Below are 23,680 nucleotides of genomic sequence, written 5' to 3'. Positions count from 1 at the left end.
GGGCGAGGCGGTACATGACCAGGAAGAGCCAGGACGCCAACGGGAGCACCATCCGGGACGTGGCGGCGCGTGCCGGGGTGTCCGCGTCCACGGTGTCGCGGGTGCTCGGCGGCGACTACCCGGTGAGCACGGCGACCCGCACGCGCGTGCTGCGGGCCGTACGCGAACTGGACTACGTCGCCGACGCCCGGGCCAAGGCCGTGGCGGGCGTCGGGACGCCGACCCTCGCGTTCGTCCTGGAGGACATCACCGGACCGTCGTTCGCGCTGATGGCGCACGGGGTGGAGCGTGAGGCGACCCGGCTCGGCCACCTGTGCCTGGTGTGCAGCACGGAGGGCGACGTCCAGCGCGAACTGGACTTCATCGAGACGATGCGCGCCCAGCGCACCGCCGCCGTGATCCTCGTCGGCGGCACCGCGGACACCCCCGAGTACCGCGAGCGAACCCGCCGTATCGCCGACTCGCTCGCGGCGGCCGGCTCGCGGCTCGTGCTCTGCGGACGGCCGCCGCTCGGCCCGGGCGCACCGGTCACGGTCATCGAGTACGACAACGAAGGCGGCGCCTACGCCCTCGTCGCGCACGTCCTGGCCCAGGGCCACCAGCGCGTCCTGTTCCTCGGCGGCAAGCCGGACCACGCGACCGCGCAGGGGCGTGAACGCGGTTACCTCGCCGCCCACCGCGCCCGGGGCCTCGAACCCGACCCGGATCTCCTGCTCCACGGCGACTTCACCCGCGACTCGGGCCACCGGCTGATGCGCCTCGCCCTGAGCCGGAAACTGGAGTTCACGGCCGTGGTCGCCGCCACCGACATGGTTGCCGCGGGCGCGCTCACCGCGCTGCACGAGGCGGGCCTGGACGTCCCCGGAGATGTCTCCCTGGCCGGTTACGACGACATCCCCTTCGCCCGCGACCTGCACCCCGCCCTCACCACGGTCCACGTCCCCTACGAGGAACTGGGCCGCCTCGCCGTACGCACCGCGCTGGGCCGCGCAGCGGAGTCCCCGGACGAGCACCTGTTGCTGGGCACGCATGTGGTGGTGCGGGACTCGATCGCGGCGATCACTGTGTGAGCGTCTCCCTGATGGATGTGATCGCCTCGGGACCCACCCGGCAGCACCCTCCGATCAGCCGCGCGCCGGACGCCCGCCAGCCCTCGACCTGTTCGGCGGTGAAGGTGGAACGGCCCGTCCACGCACGGGCGTTGGCGTCCCAGGTCTCACCGCTGTTCGGGTAGACGACGACGGGCTTCCCGGTCACGCGGGCCGCGATCTCGACCGCCGCCTCGACATCCTCGGGCGCGCAGCAGTTGACGCCGACCGCGATGATCTCGTCCGCGTCGGCGGCCAGGGCGAACGCCTCCTCCAGCGGCTGCCCGGCACGGGTGCGGTCACCGGCGATCGAGTACGACAGCCAGGCGGGCGTCCGCAGCCCGCGCACCGCCCGCAGCAGCGCCTCGGCCTCGACGGTGTCCGGGATCGTCTCGAAAGCCAGCACATCCGGCCCGACGAGATCCAGCACCTCCAGGCGGGGCCGGTGGAAGGCCTCCAGCTCGGCCACGCTCAGCCCGTATCGGCCCCGGTACTCGGAGCCGTCCGCGAGCATCGCGCCGTACGGCCCGACGGAGGCCGCCACGTAGAGCGGCCGCCCGATGCCCCGCCGTCCCGCGTCCGCCGCCGCGTCGACGGCCAACTCCACGCTCCCGGCGATGAGTTCGGCCGCCCGGTCGTGCTTGATGCCGCGCTTCGCGAAGCCCTCGAAGGTGGCCTGGTAGCTGGAGGTGATCGCCACGTCGGCGCCCGCCTCGTAGTACGCGAGATGCGCCTCGGCGATCGCCTCGGGCCGGTCCGCGAGCAGCCGCGCCGACCACAGCTCGTCGCTCAGGTCGTGCCCGGCCGCCCCGAGCTGGTTGGACAGACCGCCGTCGAGAACGAGCGTACCGGCGGCGAGGGCGTCGGCGAGGAGGGGAGGGGTGTCGCTGGTCATGCCTCGACGCTAGTCGATCCGGGCGCGGAGCCGGGGATGCGTCCAGCTGTCGAACGGAATGCCCGGAATGTGGAACACCTAGGGGATTTCTGAGGGGCGCCAGCCTTGCCCGCATGCTCGACATCGTGGCCACGGGGCGGAAGCGCGCGAAGTCCTGGGTCACTCCGCCTCCGCTGAACTCCGGTACAGGGAGCCGGGGTTGGCCCTCGCGTTCCTCGCCGGGTGGGCCGCCGAGGCGCGTGTGCCGGCCCCGCAGTTGGGGTTCCCGGAGGCGCCGAGCGGCCGTTAGGTACGACTCTGGTTGTGCCGCGATGGGTCGTCGTCCTGCTGCGGCGCCGTTGTGGCTGGGCGCGCCCGCGCGGCGGAGCCGCAGATCGACACAGCCCCGCGCCCCTTTGGGGGTGTTGCTGAACCGGTATCTAGGCCGCGTGCCTTCCGCCCCCGCGCCTGCCTCCGCCCCGCGTGCGCCTGGTCGCCGGGACCAACAGGCCGCCCAGCAGGCCGAGTCCGAGTGCGTAGGGCCACCAGCCGAAGCCGTTGCTGCGGGTGGTGTTCGTCGTGCGGGCCTCGGCGAGTGTCGTCCCGGAAGACGACGAGGGGTGGGTGCTGGGGGAGGGGCTGCTCGCAGTGACGGCGGTCAGGACCACGTCGTTGCCGTCGCCGCCGCGGTAGCTGATGCGGTACGTCGTGTCGGCGAGCTTCAGCTTGGTGCCCTCGCTAAGTCCCTTGAAGGCGCCAGTAGTTGAGCCGTGACCCCTATGGTCGAGGATCGTGACGGTCCGCGCGGGACGCGTCCCGGCGGCCGAGAGGTCCAGGTCGCCCGCCAGGCCGACCTTCCCCGCGACCTTCAACGGCTTGTCGCGCAGGACGAGTTCGCCCTTCGAGCTCTGCGTGTAGTTACCGGTCACGGTGAGCCCGGTGGTCACCGCGCTGTCGTTCGTGACGGAACCTTTCACCGTGCCCACACCGGTTAGATCGGTCGACACACGCAGGCCCGCCGTGCCCGCGTCCAGCCGCGCACCCGCCGACGTGAGCCGAATCGCCCTGCTGTGGGCGAGAGTTGCCCCCGACCGCAGTGCCAGCGTGCCCTTCGAGACCGTCGTCGTCCCCGTGTACGTCACCGCCGCGCCGGTCAGCGTCGTCGTCGCGGCGCCGGACTGGACGAGGGACCCCGTGCCGCTGAGGTGCGACAACTGGACAGCGAGTGCCGCGTTGCGCAGCACAAGGGTCCCGTCGTCGACGATCCGCCGCTGCTCCGTACCGGTCAGCAGCCCGCCGTCGCCGCCCGGCTTCCCGGACCCCAGCCGCAGCACCGCCCCCTTCTCCACGGTCGTGGAACCGTCGTAGTACTGCGGCGCCGCGAACGTCACGTCGTTCCCGCGCGTCCCCGCGATGACGATGTCCCCAGCACCGGGCGCGGCAAGGGTGTCGTGGTACTTGCCACCGCCGATCGGTGCGCCCAGGGTGACCGGGCCGTCGTAGTCGAAGGTCAGCCGGGAGCGGACGCCGCTCGCCTCGTGGAGGTTGATGTAGACGGTGTCCTTGGTACCCGGCATGAAGATCTGGTGGGTGGTGCCGTCGCCCCACTGGACGTTCGCGCCCTCGATGTTGGTGCCGCGCTTGTTCAACTGGTGGGCTATCGCACGCCAGTTGAGGTTCGAGTCGCTGAGTGACGGGTTGGTGTCGCCGCCCTGGTCGCTGTAGCTGTACTGGCCGGTGAGGACGACCTTGCTGCCCGGCCGGGAGTGGACGTTGACGTCGCTGCCGTACTCGCGCTGGTAGAAGTTCTGGCGCAGGGTGATCGTCTGGTACAGCGGGGTGTCGATGATCCAGGATCCCTGGTTGAGGATCGCGCGGGCGTTCGGGAGCGCCACCGGGTACTCGGGGCGGCCGACGGCCATGCCGCTGCCGTTGTCGATCACCCCTGAGAAAGGGTGAGTTCCGGCGAGGTCGAGCGTGCCCCACATGTTGCGTGGCTGCGTGACCAGGCCCGAGCCGCTGATCGTGCCGATGTTGAAGGTGCGGGTCAGGGAGAGGCGCAGGGTGCCGTCGACCCGGACGTTGAGCTGGTTCAACTGGTAGCCGGGCGTGCCGTAGGGGAAGTGGCCGATCAGGCCGGTCCCACCACCTGTGCCGTACTGGAGGGTTGTGCCGCTCGCGACCGTGATCGCGGGCGGGTCCGGGTTGCTGACGGTCGTGTACGGGTGATTGCCGCCCTGGGTGGTCACCTTCTGCCGCTGCCGGGACGCCGGGAGTGTGAAGTCGCTGTCCTTCGTGAGGATCAGCGTGCCGCCGCCGCGCACGGTCAGCGTGCCCTGGCCGCGGAACACCCCGTCGTACGTCGTCGTCCCGGACGGCACGGTGACCACCGTGTCGCCGGTGAGTGTGACATCGCGGTCCGCGAGGACGTCGGCGGTCGCGTCACCGGTGCCGGCGGCCGAGGCGGGGGGAGCGCCGACCAGGAGGGCGACGGTCGCGAGGGCGCCTACGGCGGCTGAGGTCTTGTGGGTATGGCTGCGCACGTAACTGGAGACGGGCGCCGACGGTGGCGATAACAGAAATCTCGCGGCCGTCTTTGTCACGCGCGACCCGTTGACCTTCCCGTAACACACCCTTACCTTTTCGGCGTTCGTAATGACAGATGGCGTACGAGATCTCGAACTCCCGCTGTTCCCTGCCTTGTTGTCCCCCCCACCTCCGAGAGGCGTCAGATGAGACGTGTGTACGCAATCCTCGTCGCCCTGTGCTGCGCGTTCGCCGCGGCCCTGGTGACCGCCGGACCGGCCCAGGCCGCCGCCCAGACCATCACCAACGGCACGCAGTTCACGGACACTTCGGGCAACGCCTTGCACGCGCACGGCGGCGGTGTGATCAAGGTCGGCAGCTACTACTACTGGTTCGGCGAGGACCGCAACGCCGACAACACCTTCAAGTACGTGGACGCCTACCGCTCCACCGACCTGAAGAACTGGGAGTTCCGCAACCACGTCCTGACCCAGTCCAGCGCCTCCGAGCTGGGCACCGCCTACATCGAGCGGCCGAAGGTCATCTACAACGCGTCCACCGGCAAGTTCGTAATGTGGATGCACAAGGAGAACGGCGTCGACTACAGCGAGGCCAAGGCCGCCGTCGCCGTCTCCTCGACCGTGGACGGTAGTTACACCTACCAGGGCAGCTTCCAGCCGCTCGGCGACAACATGTCCCGGGACATCACGACGTTCGTCGACACCGACGGCACCGCCTACATGGTCTCCGCCGCCAACGAGAACTACGACCTGCACATCTACAAGCTCACCGCCGACTACACCGCCATCGACAGCCTGGTCGCCAACCCGTGGGTGGGCGGACACCGCGAGGCACCGGCCCTGTTCAAGCGCAACGGCGTCTACTTCATGCTGACGTCGGCGGCCACCGGCTGGAGCGCCAACCAGCAGCAGTACGCCACCGCCACCAGCATCACCGGCCCGTGGACGGCGTTCACCAACGTCGGCGACTCGACCGCGTACAACTCGCAGACCGCCTACGTCCTTCCGGTCACGGGGACTTCGGGCACCTCGTACCTCTACATGGGCGACCGCTGGGGCAACTCCTTCGGCGGCACCGTCAACGACTCCCGTTACGTATGGCTGCCGTTGACCTTCCCGACCACAACCTCGATGTCCATGGCGTCCTGGTACCCGGAGGTGTCGATCGACACGACCGCCGGCACGATCACCGGCACGAGCGCGACGTACAACACGCTCATCGCCAGGAACAGCGGCAAGTGCGCAGACGTGGCGAACCAGTCGCTGTGGCAGGGCGTCGCGATCAGCCAGTACACCTGCAACAGCGGCACCAACCAGAAGTGGTGGTTCAAGGACCTCGGCACCGGCTACTACGAACTCATGGGCCGGGGCAGCTCGTTGTGCCTCCAGGAGAACGCCACGAACGTCACCCAGGAGAACTGCACCGGCGCCACCGCCCAGCAGTGGAGCCTGACCACGTCCGGCAGCTACGTCCTCGTCAAGGCCAGGACGAGTGGCGAGTGCCTGGACGTGTCGGGCGCGTCCACCGCCAACTCCGCCGCGATCATCACCTACACCTGCAGCGGGGCTACCAACCAGCAGTGGACGCGCGGTAGTTGAGCACACGGTTACCGGACCGGATTCCAGCCGTCCGTGCCCGCCAGATACTTCTGGGCCGTGTAGTTCGCGGCCTGGGAGTCGGTGAGCTGCGGGCGGTTGGAGTTCACCGTGGCGCCCGCGCCCGTGTTCTTGTACTCGAAGAAGCGGGCGTACTTCCAGGAGTACCCGCTCATGTCCGTCCAGGGCCCGGCGACCTTCACGGCAGCGGGCAACGAGGTCTGGCGGACGACCAGTTGGCCCACAGCGTCCGCCGTCGGATGCCAAGGGCGGCCCAGGTAATAGGTGTTGGCCGCCGCCGAGCTGCTCACCGAGCTGCCGGTGACGAGGATGCCGTACGTCTTCGCGGAGCTGGTGTTGGGTGCCGACAGGAAGCCGTTGAGGCCGCCCGCCGCGGCGCCCGAGTTGCGCAGCTGGATGTTGACCCGGTCGTAGACGGCGGTGGCGTTGCCGAAGACGAAGTCGACGTCGCCGGAGATGAACGACGAGTAGAAGTACTGCCGGTACTGACCGGTCGACGACGGCGACCAGTTGAGGACGGTGTCCTGGCGGCTGATGAACCGGTCGTTGGTGAACGTCTGCCGGTCGCCCTGCGCGGTGATCGCGACGGCCTGCGTGTCCGTGATGTCGGGGTGGGCGGACTTGTCGAAGGTGTTCTGGACGGTGATCCCGGTGACGGTCAGCCCGGTCGCCGAGAAGGTCGCCACCGAACTGCCCAGCGTCCCGTACTTGTTGCCACTGGCGTCGGTGTAACCGGCGGCCCGGTCATAGGTGATGACGACGTCCTCGGCGTTGCCGGTGGCGCCCTGGATGGTCAACCCCGTTTTGCCGGCAGGCACGTTGACGATCTCGGTGTACGTGCCCTTCGCGACGGAGACGGTGTCACCGGCGGCGGCCGCGTTCACGGCGGCCTGCACCGTGGTGAAGCGGCCCGAACCGTCCTTGGCGACGGTGATGACGGTGGCGGCCCGCGCCTGGGTCACCAGCGACACGGCGACCAGCCCGAGGGCGGCCGCGGTACCGGTCGCCACGGCGGCGGCTCGACGCCGGGCGGGGGAGCGGCGGTGCGTGTTCGGCTCTGTCATGTCCTCAAGTCGCCGTCCCCCGCTCGGGAGTTGCCGCCTCTAGGCCAGCAGATCGATCGCGTCGATCGATGTACCCGCGCTCAGGAACGACGTCGTCCCCGAACCGCTCGCCACATAGATCTTCAGCGTGTTGTACGCACTGGCGTCCGTCAGCCAGGCCGAGGCCGGAACGCTGTACGTGAACGTGTTGTTGTTGCCCCGGTACGAGCCCACGGTCAGCGACCGGGTGCTCGGCTGGGTCGGAGGCGAGGGGACGGCCGAGGTCCAGGTGTCGTTGACGACGACCTGCGGCCGGCCGTTCGCGTATGCCGTCGTCACCCCGATGCGCAGGGTGTGCGCGGCGGCCAACTGGGCGGCCGTCAGCTTGAAGTACACGATGATGCCGCTGTTGACGTCCTTCCACAGATAGCAGGGGAACGCCGAGGTCTCGGTGCCGCTGCCGATGACGACGTTGCCGGTCCAGGACGCGGCCCGTACGTCCGAGGGGTGCGCGTACGTCATCAGGTCCGCGTTCTTGAACCCGCTCGGCGAACCGTCCCAGTCGCCGATGCGCCAGATCGCGCTCGCGTTGGACGGGTCGTTCGAGGACGGGATCGCGATGCTGTTCAGCGTCGTCGTCCCGCCCGCCGTGACCGCCACCGACCCGGTGTAGACGGCGAGTTCACCCTTGAAGACCGTCAACGTGTACGTCCCCGGAAGGACTCCGGCGATCGAGAAGTAGCCGTCCGAGGCCCGCGCCGAACCCCAGTACTGGGCAGCCGAGTTGGCGAGCCCGACCGTGTACGCGTACGCCGTGTCGCGCCCGGTGATGCCCACACCGGCGACCCGGCCCCGGCTGCCAGAAGCCGTGTACCCGGAGATGCCGAGCGAATCGGCCCACGAGGTGGTGAGGTTGGCGTGGTAGAGCGAGGAGGAGGGCGCGCCGCCGTCCGTGAGCGCGATGACGTACGGGCCCTGGAGACCGAAGCGCTGCGCCTCCGTCTGGTTCTCGCCGTAGTACAGGATCTCGTACAACCCGCCGCCGTCCGCGCTCTGGTGGCGCAGCAGGGAACGGTAGAACGGGCCGCCGGACGCCTTCTCGTGGTTGCTGCGCACGACCCACAGGCCGACGCTGCCGGTGGTCCAGCCGACGTAGTCGTAGTCGATGACCCGCTTCTTCGAGTAGTGCTTGGAGCGGGTCTGGCCGTCGGACTTCTCGAAGACGTCCGCGGACTCGATGGTGGTCGGCGCGTAAGTGTAGGAATCCGGCTCGTCGTTGAGGAACATGCCGGCCTTCACACGCACGATGTAGCGGGTCGCGCTGACCGAGGTGTCGGCCTTGTTGGTCCACAGGTAGACGTTGTTCTCGCCGCTGCGGGCCGCGTAGTAGTGCTTCAGTGTGCCGTGCGTGACGGAGATCAGGATCGTCGTGCCGGACTGCGCGATCGTCACCGTGGAGGTGCCGAGGCCGGACTCGACATGCGAGTTCATGCCGCCGTAGCCCTGGTACTCGGTGCCCTTGTAGACCAGCGACGTCAGGTCGCCGTTCGTCTTGCTGACCTTGAAGACCAGGCTCGCGCCGGTGTCGACGACGTAGTTCGAGCCGTCGTCGGTGTAGCCGAAGCTCGCGGCGGACGCGCTCTCGGCGAGCGGCCCGGCGAGCGCCGCCGAACCGGCCGTGGCCGCTGCGCCGAGGACGAAGGTGCGGCGGCGAACCGGTCTGTTCACAGAACCGGACATGGGGGTGCCTCCTTCGGGAGGTGGGGGTGCGGGTGCTTTGGAGGGTGACAGTTGAATCGATTTCGCGAAAGGGCTTTCGCGGCCTTGGAGTTGGCAGTGAGGTGAAATCTGCCGCAGGTCTAGAAAGCGCTTGTCCATAGCGGTACGGTCCACCGCCAGGCCTTGTCGTCGGACGGAGGAGCCGCGAATGAGACGTTTCAACATCGCCCTGCTGGCCGCACTGACCCTGAGCACCGCCCTGTCGACCGCACCCGCCCAGGCCCACGACCGCAGAACCCCGCTCGGCATCGCCAACTGCACCGCCACCGCTTGCCACTTCGACGTCCCGCCCGGCACCTACGACGTCACGGTCCGCCTCGGTGGCGAGAGCGCGGCGAGTACGGCGATCACCGGCGAGACCCGGCGCTCTCTGCTCCCCGAGACGGCGACGCCGGCCGGCCGCACGGTGACCCGCAGCTTCACGGTCAACGTCCGTACGCCAGAAGGCGAACCGACCGGACCCGACGGCACCCCCGGCCTCGACCTCACCCTCGGCGGCACGGCCCCCGCACTTGCCGACATCCGCGTCACCCCGGCGCACCACACCCGCCAGATCATCCTGATCGGCGACTCCACGGTCTGCGACCAACCGGGTGACCCGTACTCCGGCTGGGGTCAACAGCTCCCGCAGTTCCTGCGGAAGGGCGTGTCCGTCGCCAACTACGCTGATTCCGGGGAGAGTACGGTCACCTACCTGGAGAATCCCTTGCTGTGGGGGACAGTTCAGCCGCTGATCCACCCCGGTGACCTCGTGCTCGTCCAGCTCGCGCACAACGACAAGACGACCGACGAGGCGACGTATCGCGCGAATGTGGAAACCCTGATAGCGGGTATCCGTGACAAGGGTGGTCGTCCCGTCCTCGTGACACCGATCGTCCGACGCTGGTTCAATGCCGACGGCACACTGAACAACAACACAGCGCTGCTGGTGAACGGACTCGGCGTCGACCTGCCGGGCGTCGTCCGCTCGGTCGCCGCCGCCGAGGGGGTAACGCTGATCGACCTCACGGCGCAGACCAAGGCGCTGGTGGAATCGCTGGGAGTGGAAGGCTCCAAGGCCATCTACCTCTACAACGAGAAGAAGGACAACACGCACACCTCCGCGCACGGAGCCACCGTGTACGCGGGCCTGGTCCGCGACGCACTCGTCGCCCGGCATCTGCTGCCGGAGGACCGGGTACGAGTGGGGTGAGACCCGAAAGACCCCTGGGGCGTTCCGACCGGAACCGGGGCGCCCCAGGTTCCACTCTCCCGCCGTGCGTGTGAAAGCGAGCCGATGCAACTCCCTGCCGACGACAGCGCGTTGAGCCCCCGCACCGGCTACACCCGCGCCCACTGGGAGGCGGCGGCCGACACCCTCCTCGCCGCCGTCGAGCCGTACGCGAGCGAGGACCGCGCGCTCTACCACCTCCCCGGCACCCACACGAGTTGGTCCGGCCGGCTCTCCGACGGCCTGGAGGGTTACGCCCGCACCCTGCTGCTGGCCGCCTTCCGCCGCGACGAGACGGCACTGGAGCGCTACGCGGACGGCTTGGCGGCAGGCGTCGCGGGCGTCTGGCCGACGATCGAGGACCGCAGCCAGCCCCTCGTCGAGGCGGCGTCCATCGCCCTCGCCCTGCGCCTGACCCGCCCCCTCCTCTGGGACCGCCTCGACGAGCCCGTACAACAGCGCGCGGCGGCCTGGCTCGCCGACGCCCTCACCGCCGAACCCTGGCCCTGCAACTGGGAGTTGTTCCCCGTCACGGTGGGCGGCTTCCTCCAGGAGATCGGCCACGAGGCCGAAGAGTCCCGCAAGGCGATCGACCGAGGCCTGGAGCGCATCGAGGACTGGTACGTCGGCGACGGCTGGTACACCGACGGCGACGGCCGCAAGTTCGACTACTACAACGGCTGGGCGATGCACCTCTACCCAGTCCTGCACGCCTGGCTGGCCGACGACCCCCGGCTCCTCGGCCTCTACGGCGGCCGCCTGGAACGCCATCTCGCCGACTACGCCCGCCTGTTCGGCGCCGACGGCGCCCCGATGCTCCAGGGCCGCTCCCTCACCTACCGCTTCGCGACTACGGCTCCGCTGTGGCTGGGGGCGCTGACGGGCCGTACGCCGCTGCTGCCGGGGGAGACGCGACGGCTGGCCTCCGGAGCGCTGAAGTACTTCCTCGACCGGGGCGCGGTGGACGACCGGGGGCTGCTGAGTCTGGGCTGGCACGGCCCCAACGAGGCGATCCTGCAAGGCTATTCGGGCCCCGCGTCCCCGTACTGGGCCAGCAAGGGCTTCCTCGGCCTGCTCCTCCCGCCGGACCACGAGGTGTGGACGGCGCCGGAGGAACCGGGCCCGGTGGAACGGGAGGACACGGTCACGCCGATCACTCCCGCCAACTGGCTTCTCCAGTCGACCAGTTCGGACGGCCTGGTCCGCCTCCACAACCACGGCAGCGAGGACGTCCGCTACGACCCGTACTACACCCGCCTCGCCTACTCCACGGTGACGGAGCCCTCGGCGTCGTACGACAACAGCGTGATCGTCGGCGGGGATCCGAGCCGTACGGAGATCGTGCCGTTGGGGGTGGGGGAGGGGTGGGCCGCTTCCCGGCACGCTGCGGCTTCCGGGGCCCGCGTGGTCAGCCTGGTGGTGGCCGAGGGGGCGGTGGAGGTGCGGGTCCATCTGGTGGTGGGCGCCGCTGCGGGGACGCCGGTCCGGGTCACGGGGTGGTCGGCGGGGGAAGGGCTGGACGCCGAACTCGCCTCCCTGCACGGGTTGTTGGACGGTGAGGGTGTCGTCGGTGACGGGCCCACCCTGTTCGTCGTCTTGGCCCGGCTCACCGGGGAGTCGGACCCCCGTCCCCTCGCGGAACTCGTGTCAGTGGAGGTCGACGGGGATCACGGCGTCTCCGTTCAGTGGGCCGACGGCAAGCGGGTGGGCTTCCGGTTCACGGAGTCAGCCGGGCGATCCGGAGGCTCGTCGTGGTCGGTGACGTCCCGTTGAGCGGGGTCGCGTAGGTCGGGGTGACCGGGGCGTAGGCCCAGGTCAGCGTGCCGTTCTTCAGGACCGCTATGTCACCGCTGATCCGGGCGGTCACCACCTTGTCCGCGCCCTGGGCCTTGCCGTTCCAGTCGATGAGACGGAGGTGGGTGCCCGTGAAGGTGCCGGTGCAGGTGCCGGCGTTGCACTTGGCGCCCTTCAGGGACTCCCAGGAGACCAGGAGGCGGTCCTTGCCGTACGGGGCGATGTGCACGTCGACGTTCTCGGTGCCGGCCGTGCTGGTGAGGTAAATCGCCTTGCCGGGGCCGGAGTTGCGGTTCGCCAGGAAGGCGACGGCGACCTGGTGCGTGCTCGTCTTCGGGGTGACCGTCCAGCCGCGCCCGCTGGAGTCGGCGGCGTTCTTCTTGGCCGAGGCGGCACCGCGGGAGGCGAAGGCGGTGGCGTAGCGGCCGGTCGCCGACTTCACCAGGTCACCGGTGCGGCCGGGGAAGGTACCACCGCAGTACCCTGCCCAGCACTGCTCGCGCTGCACGACCGGCGCGACGTCCGGGGCGCCGATCCCGGTGGAGACGAACAGGCCCGAGCGCCAGTCGTCGAAGCACAGCGAGGTGAAGGCGCCGGAGGTCTCCGCGTGCAGCGCGATGCCCTCGTTGTGGCTGCAGCCCCAGCTCCAACCACCGCTCAGCTTGGCGCCTTTGGCGCTGACGTACGCCAACTTGTCGCCGAAGTGGCCGTCCGCGAAGCCGCCCGCGCCGTGCACGACGAAGTACGCGCCGTACTTGCTGCCGTTCCAGGTGAGTTGGCCGTCGAGACCCGGGGAGGTGTCGTTCGACGCGGTGCCGGTGAGCTTGGTGCGGAAGGTCTGCTTGCCGCCCGTGTAGCGGACGATCGCGGCGGCCGTCTCCTTCCACTTGTTGGTGTCGGCCACCCGCGTGAGCAGCGCGAATCCGTCGTTGTGCGCGACCAGACCGCCGACCTCCTTGGCGCTCTTGACGACCGTGTCGGCACCCGAACGCAGTCCGGCGGCGTTCAGCGGGGTCACGTGAACGCCGTCGGCGGCGGGCCAGGCCACGCGCAGGGTTCCGTCGGGGGCCACGGCCGTGGTCGTACGGGTCCACTGGCGGGCGTTGTTGTAACCGGCGGTCAGATAGGGGAACTTGGCGGCCAGGGCCACCGTGGTGCTGGTCGGGGAGAGCGTGCCGGTCGCGGTCCTGGCGGTCGTCGAGGTCTTCGCGACGGCCTTCGGGGACGTCTTCGCGGAGGCGGACGCGGTCGCCGTACCGGTGGTGGACGGAGAGCCCTGGGCGGCGGCCTCGGCGGAGGCGCTGCTGGACACGGAGGGGGAGGCGGACGTCCCGGACGCGGTCGAACTGCCGCTGTCGCCGTTGTCCGTCGCCGCGGTCGCGTACCAGGCACCGCCGAGCAGGGCCGCGACGGCGAGCGAGCCCGCGAGCGGCTTGCGGGCGATGCGGCGGGGCGAACGGCGCCGGTGCGTGGTGGTAGGTCTTGCGTTGGTCATGTCCCCAAGTCGCCGCCCGTGCGGGGGAGGTTGCCGCCGCGCCGCGCGACATATCCGGAGGTCAGCGAGAGGTCGCTTTTCGGGGGCATCCGGAGGTGAGACCGGCTCCACAGCCAGGACAGGCCGATCCTGGTACGTTGGAGGCATTCCTGGGTATCAGACCCTTTGGACTCAGCACCGGCGAGGGACCGAGGAACCATGGCCATGGACCCCGGCGACAAGCGACTGGCAGCGGCCGTCGTGATGGACGACGACGGACGCGTACTTCTGGTGCGCCGGAGTGCCACCGAGAGGTTCCTGCCGCGGGTGTGGGGCGTTCCGTGCGGGAAGCTGGAGCCGGACGAGCGGTCTGAGGACGGCGCGCTGCGGGAGTTGAAGGAAGAGACCGGACTCCTCGGCGAGATCGTCCGCAGGATCGGCGACTCGTCCTTCGTGAGCGAGTACCGGGGCCGCGAGATCAAGAACTGGCAGGACAACTTCCTTGTCAGGCCGCTCACTTGGGAGATCACCCTCCCCGAGCCCGACCAGGCGTATCTCTGGCTCCCGCCATCCGAGCTCGCGACTGCCGGCATCGACATCGACGCGTACAACCTGGACGTCGTACGACAGGCCCTCACGAACTTCTGAGCGACTCCGCCAGACCGTTCAACGCGCCCAGATACTCCCGCACTTCGAGCGGCACCTTCGCCACCGCGCCCGGATGCGGGCCCGCCGCCGTGAACACATCGGTGTGCCGCCGCCGTCCGGCCCCCGTCTCCAGGAACAGCGTCACGGTCGGTACGTCCGTGTCGCACCAGGCCCGGTGCAGGGTGTGCGCGGTGAGCGCGTAGGCGCTGCCCGCCGCGTACTGCCCCGTGTGCGTCAGCCGCAGCCGCGCCGGTCCCGTCGGCCGCAACCGCCAGTCGGCGCTGCGCTCGGCCAGGGACTCCTCGTACCGGTCCGCCGTGATCCCGCCGTCGCCCCGCGCCTCGTACAACTCCATGGCGAGCCGGCCCCGGACCACGTAAGAGGCGAGCGGGGAACGGTGGTTGTGGATGTCCTCCGTGCCGATCGCCGTCGCACCGGGATGCCAGAGGTGCGCGCGCAGCATGTGGCGGGGGCCGCCGTCGATCAGCAACAGCTTGTCGAAGCCCAGGACATGACGGTACGACAGCTCGGCGCAGGCCTCCGGATCGCCCTCACCGGAGGCCAGTTCGGCGATCAGCTCCAACAGGCGGTCCGGGGAGCCCAGTTCGGCGACGACCGCACGGGCCGCGGTGACCATGTCGTGATCGGACAGGTCGCCGTCGAGCGTCTCGGTCAGCAGCCGTCGCGCCGCCAGGATCTGCCGGCCACCCATGCACTCACTCTCCAACTCCGGTTCACACCGGCCTCGTCCGAGGGTCCGGCTGATACATCCATACGGCATGTGCGCGCAGCGCCGAAAGGCCTTGATAGGTCATCCAGATCGGCTGGCGCAGTTCCTCCGTCGTCGTGAACGCGGACCCGTCCCGGCTCCAGGACCAGATGCCGTCGGTCTGCGCCGCCCACACCGCGGCCGCCGCGCCGTCCAGCCGCTCCCGCCACGCGTCCTCGACGCCGTCCTCCCGCGCGATCTCCTGGGCGCCCGGGGTCAGCAGCGCGCGCAGGATCCAACTCGCGGTGAAATGCCGTACGTTCAGCACCTCGTGGTGCGAGGAGTCGTCCGGGTGTGGTCGGCGCACCTCCTCCCGCAGGTTCGCCAGGTCGGCGCAGGTGTCGTGCGCGGTCGCCGGGCAGGCCAGCAGCCAGCGCACCCCGTCCTCGCGCGCCGAACGCTCGACGGCCCCCTCGCCCAGCACCCGGGCCGCCCGGTCCAGGGCGACCACGGCCTGCGCGGTGTGCAGGGCGGAGGGCTGAGCGGGGTGGCCGACCCAGGGCAACGGCGAGAGACGGTGGCTCCAGCAGCGGCGGTGCTGGCGCTGCGGGTCGGAGAGCGCGCCGTCGATCAGGGCACCGCGCAGCACGGGCAGCGTCGGCGCGTCCGGTGCCGCGCGCAGCAGCCCCCGCATCACGGTGGTGACCACATGGGTCAACGCCCGCCCCGTGCCGTCGAGTTCGCGGGTGAAGCCGGCCTCGCAGCGCGCCACCTCGTCCGCCAGCCGCTCCCGCGAGGCGCCCGCCCGGGCCAGGGCGCCCAGGACCATCGCGGTGACCTCCGGGCGGGCCACCGACCCCTGCGAACGGGCCGACCAGCCGCCGCCCTGCAGTCGTAGCCGCCACAGTGTGTCGATGAGATCGCCGGTGTGCAGCCGTCCGTCCGGCACGCCCAGGTCCAGCACGATGTGCAGGCCGTACGCGGTGGCCAGCGAGGTCGGGCGGGCCGGGCCGTCCAACTCCCGGAGGGAGTGCGGCCATCCGACGAGGCGGCCGCGCACCGGGTCGTCCACCACGGCGACCTGGGCGACGAGGGTGTCGTAGGCCGAGGTGAACACCTGCGGCAGCGGGCCGGGAGCGTTCGGCGCGAGGGGAGCGGGCGCGGTGAGCGGGACGGGTCCGGCCGTGCGGGCGCGGAGCAGGGCCGCCGCCAGCCAGGTCATCCCGACCGTGGCGAACCCGCTCAGCCCGGAGATCAGGTACTTGGCCGCCTCCCCGCCGATCGAGTCGGGCAGCACACCGAACAGGAACTGGAACACCGCGTATCCGGCCGCCACACACCCGAACCGGCCGAGCCAGCTCACGAAGCGGGTCGGCGGGCTCCCGCCGGGAGTCGCCGGACCGGGCGGCCCCGGGGCTCTCAAGGGACCACGTCCCAGCTGCTGTTGAGACAAGGCGCGCTCCCTCCCCCTGGGTGGCACGTGACGTTCGCGAAGTTTCCAGTCTAAGTGGTCAGCGATACACGTGGGGCGCGGACCGGAACCGGCGTCTCCGTCAGTCCACTTGACCCTCGCGCGGCCAGTGCGTGAGCGCCACATGCAGGGCGTCGACCGCACGCTCCCACGACCGCCGTACGTCGCGGGGCGCGCCGAAGCCGCCGCTGGACTCCAGCGCGCAGTAGCCGTGGAACGTACTCCTCAACAGCCGTACGGCGTCGGTGAGATCGGGTTCCTCCAGGCCGTAGGCGCGCAGCATGCCGTAGGTGATCTCGGCGGTGCGGCGCAGGGCGGGGGAGCCGGCGATCAGGGACTGGTCGATGCGGATCTGGGTGGCCGCGTACCGGCCCGGGTGCTCCAGGGCGTACGCCCGGTACGCGTCCGCGAAGGCGCCCAGCGCCTCCCGGCCCGTGCGGCCGGCGACCGCGACGGCGATCCGGTCGACCAGCTCGCCGCCCGCGAGGAACGCGACCCGGGTACGCAGATCCTGGAGGTTCCGGACGTGCGAATACAGGCTCGCGTCCTTCACACCGAAGCCGCGGGCCAGCGCGGACAGGCTGACGTTCTCGAAACCGACCTCGTCGGCGAGATCGGCGGCGGCCGCCACGACACGGTCGGCGGTGAGTCCCGCACGCGCCACGGCCCACCACCTCTTCTCTGACCTGCGACGACCGGAACCCTAGGACAATAGCCAATAACAAGAGGGGCACCCGACGCGTTTCACCACGGCCGTCACCGGACTCCGGCAGCAGACTTCCCATCATGGACGACGACTCCGGCACCCCCGCCCCCACCGGCCTGCGCGCCACCGCACTCCTCGGCCGCCCCAAACTGTGGCTCATCCCCACCGTGCTCACCGGCCTGCTCGCGTTCCTGCTGTCCCTCCTCTACATGGGCGGCATCGTCAACCCCAACCGCGAGCTGCACGACCTGCCCATCGCCCTCGTCAACAGCGACACCGGCAAACCACTCCCCGGCCAGCAACAGAACCTGGGCACCCAGATCACCCACGCCATCGCGACCAACTCCGGTAGCAGAGCGGCCGGTTGGCGCCGGCTCACGCGGGCCCAGGCCCAGGACGAACTCGACGCCGGCAAGGTCTACGGCGCCCTGGTCATCCCCGCCGACTTCACGAACTCGGTCGCCGCACTGACCACCACGAACGCCACCACCCGGCCGACCATCACCGTGCTGACCAACCCCGGCAAGGGCAGCCTCGGCTCCTCCCTCGCAAGCAAGATCTCCACCACGGCGGCCCAGCAGGCCTCACTCACCATCGGCAAGCAGCTCGGCGCGGCGGCCACGAAGGCCGACTCCACGCAGAAGCTGTTTCTCGCGGACCCGGTGCGGATCGCCACCCAGGTCGGCCACCCCATCGGCGGCAACAGCGGCATCGGCCTGACCGCCTTCTACTACACCCTGCTGCTGGTCCTGGCCGGATTCATGGGCGGCAACGTCATCAGCAACGGCGTCGACACCGGCCTCGGCTACGCCGACAACGAGATCGGCCCCTGGCACACCCGCCGCCCCACCGTCCCCATCAACCGCACCCAGACGCTGCTCCTGAAGATGGTCATGACGGCCGGAATCACCCTCCTCAGCGTCTCCCTGATCATGCTCGCCGGCATCAGCATCCTCGGCATGGACGCCACCCACATCCCGCTCCTGTGGATCTACTCCTACTGCGCCGCCCTCGCCGTCGGCCTCGGCGTCCAGGCCATCAACGCCGCGTTCGGCGGGATCGGCCAGCTGGTCTCCATGTTCGTGTTCATCGTCCTCGGCCTCCCCTCTTCCGGCGCGACCGTCCCCCTCCAGGCCGTCCCCGGCTTCTACCGCTTCCTCTCCCACTTCGAGCCCATGCGCCAACTCAGCGACGGCGTCAGGGCGATCCTCTACTTCGACGCCCGCGGCGACGCGGGCCTCACACGCGCGTGGACCATGATCGGGATCGGCACGGCGATCGGCCTGCTCTTCGGTTTCGCGATGGTCCAGTACTACGACAGGAAGGGCCACAAACGCCTGACGCCACAGCCAGCTTGAGGCGCCCGACCCCCTCAACCGGCGTAGGGGATCTGAGAGTTGACTCTCAGACTTTCTGAGAGAACACTCTCAGACCATGGATTCCGACAACCGTTTCGGCGACCTGGAGATATCCGACCCGAAGGCCATGCGCGCGCTGGCGCACCCCGTACGCCTCGCGATCCTCGAACGCCTCCAGCGCCACGGCCCCGCCACCGCCTCCCGCCTCTCCCCGCACGTGGGCGCCACCCCGTCCGTCACCAGCTGGCATCTGCGCCATCTCGCCGGCTTCGGCCTGGTCCGCGACGCGGAGGGCGGGACGGACCGGCGGGAGCGGCGGTGGGCGGCGGTGGCGCGGGGCTTCCGGTTCGAGGCGCCGGACGACGAGGAGGGCCGTTCGGCCGCGCGGGTGTTGTCCGGGGAGTTGTTCGCGCAGGCCGCCGACCTTCCTCTGCGCTGGCTGACCGAGACGGAGCCCGAACTGGAGCCGGAGTGGACCAGGCTCGCCGGGGCGAACAACACGCGGATCGTGGTGACGTCGGACGAACTGGCCGCGCTGAAGGACGCGTTCGAGGAACTGATCGCGCCGTACGTCGTCCGCGACCCGGACCGGCGACCGCCCGACGGCCGGGGTGTCCGCCTGCTGATGTACGCGTTGCCGGAAGCTCCCGGGAACGAGGACAGCGAGAACACTACGGACCTACCGGAGTGAAGGGCCGATGGACAACTCGGCCCACCCGGACGCCCCGCCCCGCGTCGGCATCGGCATCGGGATCGCTGTGGCGTGACCGGCGCTTCGTACGGTTCTGGTGCGGCCAGTCCGTCTCCCAGTTCGGCGACCGGATCTCCGAACTGGCCTTGCCCCTCATGGCGGTTGGCGCACTGCACGCCTCCGCGAACCAGGTCGCCCTGCTGACCGCACTGGTCTGGACGCCGAACCTCTTGGGCCTGTTCCTGGGCGCCTGGGTGGACCACCGCCCCGCCAAACGCCGGCTCATGCTGCTCGCCGACGTGATCCGGGCCGCGGTACTGCTGTCCCTCCCGATCGCCTACGCTCTCGACACGGTGACGCTGAGCCAGCTGTACACGGTGGCCGTGCTGACCGGCACGGCGGCGGTCGTCTTCAACACGGCGTACTCGTCCTTCTTCGCCCACCTCGTACCGCCGGAGTCGTACGTCGAGGCGAACAGCAAACTCAGCGCGAGCAGATCGGTGTCCTTCATCGCCGGCCCCGCGATCGGCGGCGGCCTGGTCCAGGCACTGACGGCACCGGTCGCGGTGATCGCGGACGCGCTGTCCTTCGTGGCGTCGGCAATCCTGGTCGGGCGTACACGAGTTGACGAACCACCAGTTCCTACGACGTCGACCGGCCCCTCGCTGCTACGCCGCGCCCGAGAGGGCCTGACCTTCGTGATCCACGAGCCGGTGATGCGAGCGGGCCTCCTCTGCGCCACGACCGTCAACTTCTTCACGTTCCTGTCCGGCACCGGCCTGCTCGTCCTGTTCGCCGACCGTGTCCTCCAACTCTCGCCCGGCGCCATCGGGTTGGCCTTCGGCGCCGGTGCGACGGGCGGCCTCCTCGGCGCGGTGGCGTCCCCCGCGATCGCCCGCCGGATCGGCATCGGCCGCAGCATCGTCGCCGGCGCCGTCCTGTTCCCGGCCCCCTTCGCCCTCATCGCGGCGGCAACCGGCCCGACCTGGGCCCGCCTCGGCACCCTGGGCGCAGCCGAGTTCCTCTCCGCCTTCGGCGTCATGCTCCTCGACGTCAACCTCAACTCCCTCCAGACATCGGTGGTCCCCGACGGCCTCCGCAGCCGCGTGGCGGGCGCGTACAGCACGGTCAATTACGGGGTACGTCCACTGGGGGCGCTGATCGGGGGCGAGTTGGCCACACTGGCGGGCCTGAGAGTGACACTGACGGTCGCGGCGGTCGGGGGTGCGATGTCGGCGCTGTGGTTGGTGGCTTCGCCGATACCGGGGATACGGGCGCTGAAGCCGGAGTCCGACCGGCCCTGAGCGGCTCGCGCGCGCACGCCCAGGGCCGGGGTCCTACCCGGTCAACTCGGTCAGCCCGCGCAGAGCTTCACGTTCACGGTGTCGCCCGCTTTCACGATCTTCGGGGCGTGGGGGGTCACCTCGACCACCGTGTTCGGCTTGCAGCCCGGGCTGTTCACGCTGCTCATTGTGCCGAGCTTGAGGTCGGCCTTGAGGAATTGCCCCTTGGTCGTGCGCAGGTCGGTGCCCGTGAAGTCGATCTCGACGGGGCCTCCCCCCTTGCCGAAGTCCAGCAGCAGGATGGCCTTCTTGTAGTCGGAACCCTTGGTGGTCGCCGTGGCCATGGGCTTCTCCGCCGTCGTCGGCGAGGTGCCGCCTGTCATGGACGCCAGGGCCGTGCCGCCGCCCGCCACGATCAGGGCGGTGGCGACACCGGCGATGAGGGTGGCGCGCCTGCGGCGGGCGCGGTGGACCATGTCGGTCGTGTCGAAGGCCGGAGTGGCGGTGGAGTGCGCGAAGTCGTTCATGGCGTTGATCAGTTCCTCTTCGAAAGGTGTGCAGCCGGAGGACCGCGGGTCGTGCGAACTCATCGGGTTCCTTCCGTGAGCTGCTGCGATGAAGGGGCGGAGAGTGCGGGAAACTGGCTTCTCAACCGGTCGATTCCACGGGCCAGTTGGGAACGGACCGTGCTCTGCGAGATCTTCAGGTCGGCCGCTATCTCGGCGTCGGACAGGTCGTGGAAGTACCGCAGCACCACCACCGTCCGCATCCGCATGGGCAGTTGCTGAAGAGCACGCACCAACTGGTCCCGGCTGTCGATCCGTCCGTACTCGTCGCCCGGCGCGGCCGGCTCGCCGTCCACCGGGTGCTGAGCCGTACGGCGGAATCGTCGCCAGCGGTCGTTGGCGAGGTTGACCATGATCCGCCGCACGTACGCGTCCGGGGCGTCCTTGGCGCTGATCGTGCGCCACTTGCGGCAGGCCCGCTCCAGGGTCTCCTGGACCAGATCCTCCGCCGCGTCGCGGCTGCCCGTCAGGACGAGCGCGCCCCGGAACAGCGCGGCCGAACGGGCGGCGACGAACGTATGGAAGTCGCTCTCCGGCGACTCAACTCCGTTGCTTCCTTCGCCCGTTGCCCACTTGGCTGCCAGATCCACACGCTCCTCCCTTCCTGTCACCCCTCCTCGACGGGGAAGCCCGTGGATCTGCTGCACGGCCCTGACGTGACCTGGGTCACACCGTCGAAATCCTTCGCGTCAGTACGGCCGCCCCCAGCCCCGCCACGGCCAGCGACGCCAGCGCCAACCGCAGGCTCGTCGCCCCCGCCAGGAGCCCCACCACCGGCCCCGCCAGCAGAAACCCCGGCCACTGACCGATCGTGATCACCGACACCGCCTCCCCGGGCGACACCCCGCCCGCCGCGGCCAGCGTGCCGATCGCCCCGCCCGCCAGCACCCCGCAGCTGAAGGAGGCGTGGAACCGGGACATCAGCGGGCTGCCGTGGGCGCGTTCGACGGCGACGGCGAGGGCGTTCACGGGAGTGTTCAGGAACGTCGCCGACAGACCCCACACCGCCAGACCCAGCACCAGCGCCGGAGGTGCCGAAGCCCCCGCCGGCACAGGCGTGTTGAGCAGGACCAGCCCGGTCTCGGCCAGGCACAGCAGCCGGGTGGATCGCCGGGATGCGCGCCATCCAACTGCCCTGTGTGGAGCCGAGGATGACGAAGACCAGGATGACCGCGAGGCGGGCCCGTAAGTCGGACGGGACCGCTGTGGCGCTCACCCGTTCACCCCCGTGTAGTGCCCCAGACTCCACCGCCACAGCAACCGCGCCCCGAGATACGCCAGTACGCCCACGAGCGGTGAGCCCGCCGCCAGCCAGTACGGGACGCCCGTGCCGTGGCCGTGGCCGGTCAGTACGGCGGCCGGGAGGTAGGCGACGAAGGCGAGCGGAAGGGCGTAGGTGAGGAAGCCGCCGACCGCTCGGGGCAGGACGTTGAGCGGATAGCTGCCGAAGGTGCCGAGGAGGTCCTCCAGCCAGCGGCTCCAGTAGTCCGCGGACGGGAAGCGGAGTGAAGCGGCGGCCACGCCCGTGAAGAGGGCCGCCTCCAGGAGCATGCCGCCGAGGAGCGCGGCGATCAGATACGCAGTACGGCCCGCCGTCCAGTCCAGGTGGCTGCGGCTGAGCGCGCCGATCATCAGGCCGGTCGCCACTGTCAGGTCGCCGATCGCGTTGGTGGGGAAGTACTCCAGCTGGGCCTGGCGGTGGACCGGCATCGGGCGCACCAAGTAGATGTCGATACGGCCCTCCTGGATGTACCGGCCGATGCCGTGCATACGGCCCAGGAACAGCACCATCAGGCCGTGCGCCAGCATCCGCGTCGCAGGGATCAGCAGCACGTCCGAGCTGTCCCAGCCGCCCATCCCGGCGAACCGGGTGAGCAGCACCGTCGCGAACACGATCACCGACACCTGCCAGATCGCGCCGATCGCGATCATCAGCAGGAACTCGGTGCGGTACTCCAGTTGGGCACGGAAGTTGAGGCGCGTGATACGCCATACGATCCGGACGGCTTTCACACGCATCAACCTCCTTGGGCTACGACTCGGCGGGCGGCGCGCCGCCACAGGAACCGGGTGAACAGGGACAGGGCCGCCACCCACACGGCCTGCAGGGCGAGTTGGGCCCCCGCGTCGGACAGCGGGACGCGGCCCACGTAGATCGAGAGCGGCACGCTGAGCGTCGCCTGGAACGGCAGGAAGCGGCTCATCGTGATGAACCAGTCCGGGAAGAACCACAGCGGCGCGTACACCCCGGACAGCAGGTTCTGCGCGAAGATCAGGATGAGCATCGCGGCGCCGTTGCGGAGCGTCCAGAAGCACAACTGGTCGATGACGAGCATGACGTAGTAGAGGACCAGCTGGCCCAGCAGCATGCTCAGCGCGAACACCCCTGCCGCGGCAGGTGACTTGGGCGGTTCCACGACCCCGGCCGCGAGGCAGACGACGTAGCCCGTCAGTGCCCAGGCCAGCCCGTACATCTGCTCGCCGAACGCCCGCAGCGCGTAGTAGCGCTGGGGCGGCAGCGGGCGCAGATACCAGTAGATGATCGTGCCGAAGTGCATGTGCTGCAGGACCGTGTCCCGGCCCGCGTACTGGTCCAACTCCCGTAGCCGGGAGGCGAGTACGGCCAGGACGGCGTACGTCACCGCCTGGTCGCGGGTGAGTCCGGCGGTGGCGCCGGCGTGCGCGTACAGGCCGCGCCACAGGGACGCCACCAGGACCACCTGCACGGTGAGGCGGAGCAGGGCGGCCGTGATGCGGGGCGGGGCGAGCAGTTCGCCGAGCGGGGTGACGCGGGCGGCGCGCCAGGCGTGCAGGGCGGCCATG

The 23,680-nt window shown here is 70.1% G+C and carries 21 protein-coding genes; 8 read left to right on the top strand and 13 right to left on the bottom strand.

Features of this window, described 5'->3' with window-relative positions; genetic code table 11:
* Positions 1-14 precede the first annotated feature (14 nt).
* Positions 15-1,070: a LacI family DNA-binding transcriptional regulator gene (locus ACGFY9_RS14425; protein ID WP_393754043.1), complete on the top strand. Its 1,056-nt coding sequence runs from the start codon at positions 15-17 to the stop codon at positions 1,068-1,070.
* On the opposite strand, the gene mmuM is transcribed toward ACGFY9_RS14425, so the two are convergent.
* Positions 1,060-1,983 (bottom strand): homocysteine S-methyltransferase, encoded by a 924-nt coding sequence (mmuM, locus tag ACGFY9_RS14420; protein ID WP_393754042.1) that lies wholly within the window; start codon positions 1,981-1,983, stop codon positions 1,060-1,062. The genes ACGFY9_RS14425 and mmuM overlap by 11 nt on opposite strands.
* 419 nt (positions 1,984-2,402) lie before the next feature.
* On the bottom strand, positions 2,403-4,505 hold the full coding sequence (locus ACGFY9_RS14415; protein ID WP_393754041.1) for an autotransporter: 2,103 nt from the start codon (positions 4,503-4,505) through the stop codon (positions 2,403-2,405).
* A 189-nt stretch (positions 4,506-4,694) separates the two neighbouring features.
* On the opposite strand from ACGFY9_RS14415, the gene ACGFY9_RS14410 reads away from it, so the two are divergent.
* The gene (locus tag ACGFY9_RS14410; RefSeq protein WP_393754040.1) at positions 4,695-6,107 is read left to right on the top strand and encodes an RICIN domain-containing protein; all 1,413 of its coding nucleotides are present in this window, start codon (positions 4,695-4,697) and stop codon (positions 6,105-6,107) included.
* A gap of 8 nt (positions 6,108-6,115) precedes the next feature.
* Here ACGFY9_RS14410 and ACGFY9_RS14405 read toward each other — a convergent pair whose 3' ends face one another.
* Positions 6,116-7,189 (bottom strand): pectinesterase family protein, encoded by a 1,074-nt coding sequence (locus ACGFY9_RS14405; RefSeq protein ID WP_393754039.1) that lies wholly within the window; start codon positions 7,187-7,189, stop codon positions 6,116-6,118.
* 39 nt (positions 7,190-7,228) lie between these two features.
* On the bottom strand, positions 7,229-8,908 hold the full coding sequence (locus tag ACGFY9_RS14400) for a rhamnogalacturonan lyase B N-terminal domain-containing protein (RefSeq protein WP_393754038.1): 1,680 nt from the start codon (positions 8,906-8,908) through the stop codon (positions 7,229-7,231).
* 187 nt (positions 8,909-9,095) lie between these two features.
* On the opposite strand from ACGFY9_RS14400, the gene ACGFY9_RS14395 reads away from it, so the two are divergent.
* Positions 9,096-10,139 carry a rhamnogalacturonan acetylesterase gene (locus ACGFY9_RS14395; protein WP_393754037.1) on the top strand — a complete coding sequence of 348 codons (1,044 nt, stop codon included), beginning with the start codon at positions 9,096-9,098 and terminating at the stop codon, positions 10,137-10,139.
* Positions 10,140-10,223: 84 nt separating this feature from the next.
* On the top strand, positions 10,224-11,930 hold the full coding sequence (locus tag ACGFY9_RS14390; RefSeq protein WP_393754036.1) for a DUF2264 domain-containing protein: 1,707 nt from the start codon (positions 10,224-10,226) through the stop codon (positions 11,928-11,930).
* Here ACGFY9_RS14390 and ACGFY9_RS14385 read toward each other — a convergent pair.
* Positions 11,875-13,446 carry a hypothetical protein gene (locus ACGFY9_RS14385; RefSeq protein WP_393754035.1) on the bottom strand — a complete coding sequence of 524 codons (1,572 nt, stop codon included), beginning with the start codon at positions 13,444-13,446 and terminating at the stop codon, positions 11,875-11,877. The genes ACGFY9_RS14390 and ACGFY9_RS14385 overlap by 56 nt on opposite strands.
* A gap of 204 nt (positions 13,447-13,650) precedes the next feature.
* Here ACGFY9_RS14385 and ACGFY9_RS14380 point away from each other — a divergent pair, with 204 nt between their 5' ends.
* Positions 13,651-14,073: an NUDIX hydrolase gene (locus ACGFY9_RS14380; RefSeq protein WP_393754490.1), complete on the top strand. Its 423-nt coding sequence runs from the start codon at positions 13,651-13,653 to the stop codon at positions 14,071-14,073.
* On the opposite strand, the gene ACGFY9_RS14375 is transcribed toward ACGFY9_RS14380, so the two are convergent.
* From ACGFY9_RS14375 to ACGFY9_RS14365, 3 genes are all read right to left on the bottom strand, one after another.
* Entirely contained in the window at positions 14,060-14,785 is a 726-nt protein-coding gene (locus ACGFY9_RS14375) for a hypothetical protein (RefSeq protein ID WP_393754034.1), read from the bottom strand. The genes ACGFY9_RS14380 and ACGFY9_RS14375 overlap by 14 nt on opposite strands.
* 22 nt (positions 14,786-14,807) lie before the next feature.
* Positions 14,808-16,235, bottom strand: coding sequence for a hypothetical protein (locus ACGFY9_RS14370; RefSeq protein ID WP_393754033.1), 1,428 nt, complete (start codon positions 16,233-16,235; stop codon positions 14,808-14,810).
* Between the two features lie 100 nt (positions 16,236-16,335).
* Positions 16,336-16,917, bottom strand: a complete 582-nt coding sequence (locus tag ACGFY9_RS14365) for a TetR-like C-terminal domain-containing protein (RefSeq protein WP_393754032.1) — start codon at positions 16,915-16,917, stop codon at positions 16,336-16,338.
* A 122-nt stretch (positions 16,918-17,039) separates the two neighbouring features.
* Here ACGFY9_RS14365 and ACGFY9_RS14360 point away from each other — a divergent pair, with 122 nt between their 5' ends.
* The 3 genes from ACGFY9_RS14360 to ACGFY9_RS14350 all read left to right on the top strand — a co-directional run bounded on the left by ACGFY9_RS14360 (position 17,040) and on the right by ACGFY9_RS14350 (position 20,312).
* Positions 17,040-18,317: a YhgE/Pip domain-containing protein gene (locus ACGFY9_RS14360; protein WP_393754031.1), complete on the top strand. Its 1,278-nt coding sequence runs from the start codon at positions 17,040-17,042 to the stop codon at positions 18,315-18,317.
* Between the two features lie 76 nt (positions 18,318-18,393).
* Entirely contained in the window at positions 18,394-19,008 is a 615-nt protein-coding gene (locus tag ACGFY9_RS14355; RefSeq protein WP_393754030.1) for an ArsR/SmtB family transcription factor, read from the top strand.
* Positions 19,005-20,312 carry an MFS transporter gene (locus tag ACGFY9_RS14350; protein WP_393754029.1) on the top strand — a complete coding sequence of 436 codons (1,308 nt, stop codon included), beginning with the start codon at positions 19,005-19,007 and terminating at the stop codon, positions 20,310-20,312. The genes ACGFY9_RS14355 and ACGFY9_RS14350 overlap by 4 nt, the downstream gene beginning before the upstream one ends.
* A 50-nt stretch (positions 20,313-20,362) precedes the next feature.
* On the opposite strand, the gene ACGFY9_RS14345 is transcribed toward ACGFY9_RS14350, so the two are convergent.
* The 5 genes from ACGFY9_RS14345 to ACGFY9_RS14325 form a co-directional block, all read right to left on the bottom strand.
* Complete coding sequence (locus ACGFY9_RS14345) at positions 20,363-20,881, bottom strand: hypothetical protein (protein WP_393754028.1); 519 nt, start codon at positions 20,879-20,881, stop codon at positions 20,363-20,365.
* Positions 20,878-21,447: a SigE family RNA polymerase sigma factor gene (locus ACGFY9_RS14340; protein WP_393754027.1), complete on the bottom strand. Its 570-nt coding sequence runs from the start codon at positions 21,445-21,447 to the stop codon at positions 20,878-20,880. The genes ACGFY9_RS14345 and ACGFY9_RS14340 overlap by 4 nt, the downstream gene beginning before the upstream one ends.
* A gap of 76 nt (positions 21,448-21,523) precedes the next feature.
* Entirely contained in the window at positions 21,524-21,877 is a 354-nt protein-coding gene (locus ACGFY9_RS14335) for a hypothetical protein (protein WP_393754026.1), read from the bottom strand.
* Between the two features lie 192 nt (positions 21,878-22,069).
* Positions 22,070-22,876 (bottom strand): ABC transporter permease, encoded by an 807-nt coding sequence (locus ACGFY9_RS14330; protein ID WP_393754025.1) that lies wholly within the window; start codon positions 22,874-22,876, stop codon positions 22,070-22,072.
* Positions 22,876-23,679, bottom strand: a complete 804-nt coding sequence (locus ACGFY9_RS14325; protein WP_393754024.1) for an ABC transporter permease — start codon at positions 23,677-23,679, stop codon at positions 22,876-22,878. Before ACGFY9_RS14325 ends, ACGFY9_RS14330 begins: the two co-directional genes overlap by 1 nt.
* Position 23,680: the final 1 nt, after the last annotated feature.

This window comes from Streptomyces sp. NPDC048504 (assembly GCF_043200035.1).
Taxonomy (GTDB): domain Bacteria; phylum Actinomycetota; class Actinomycetes; order Streptomycetales; family Streptomycetaceae; genus Streptomyces.
This window is presented reverse-complemented; position numbering and strand designations above follow the sequence as displayed.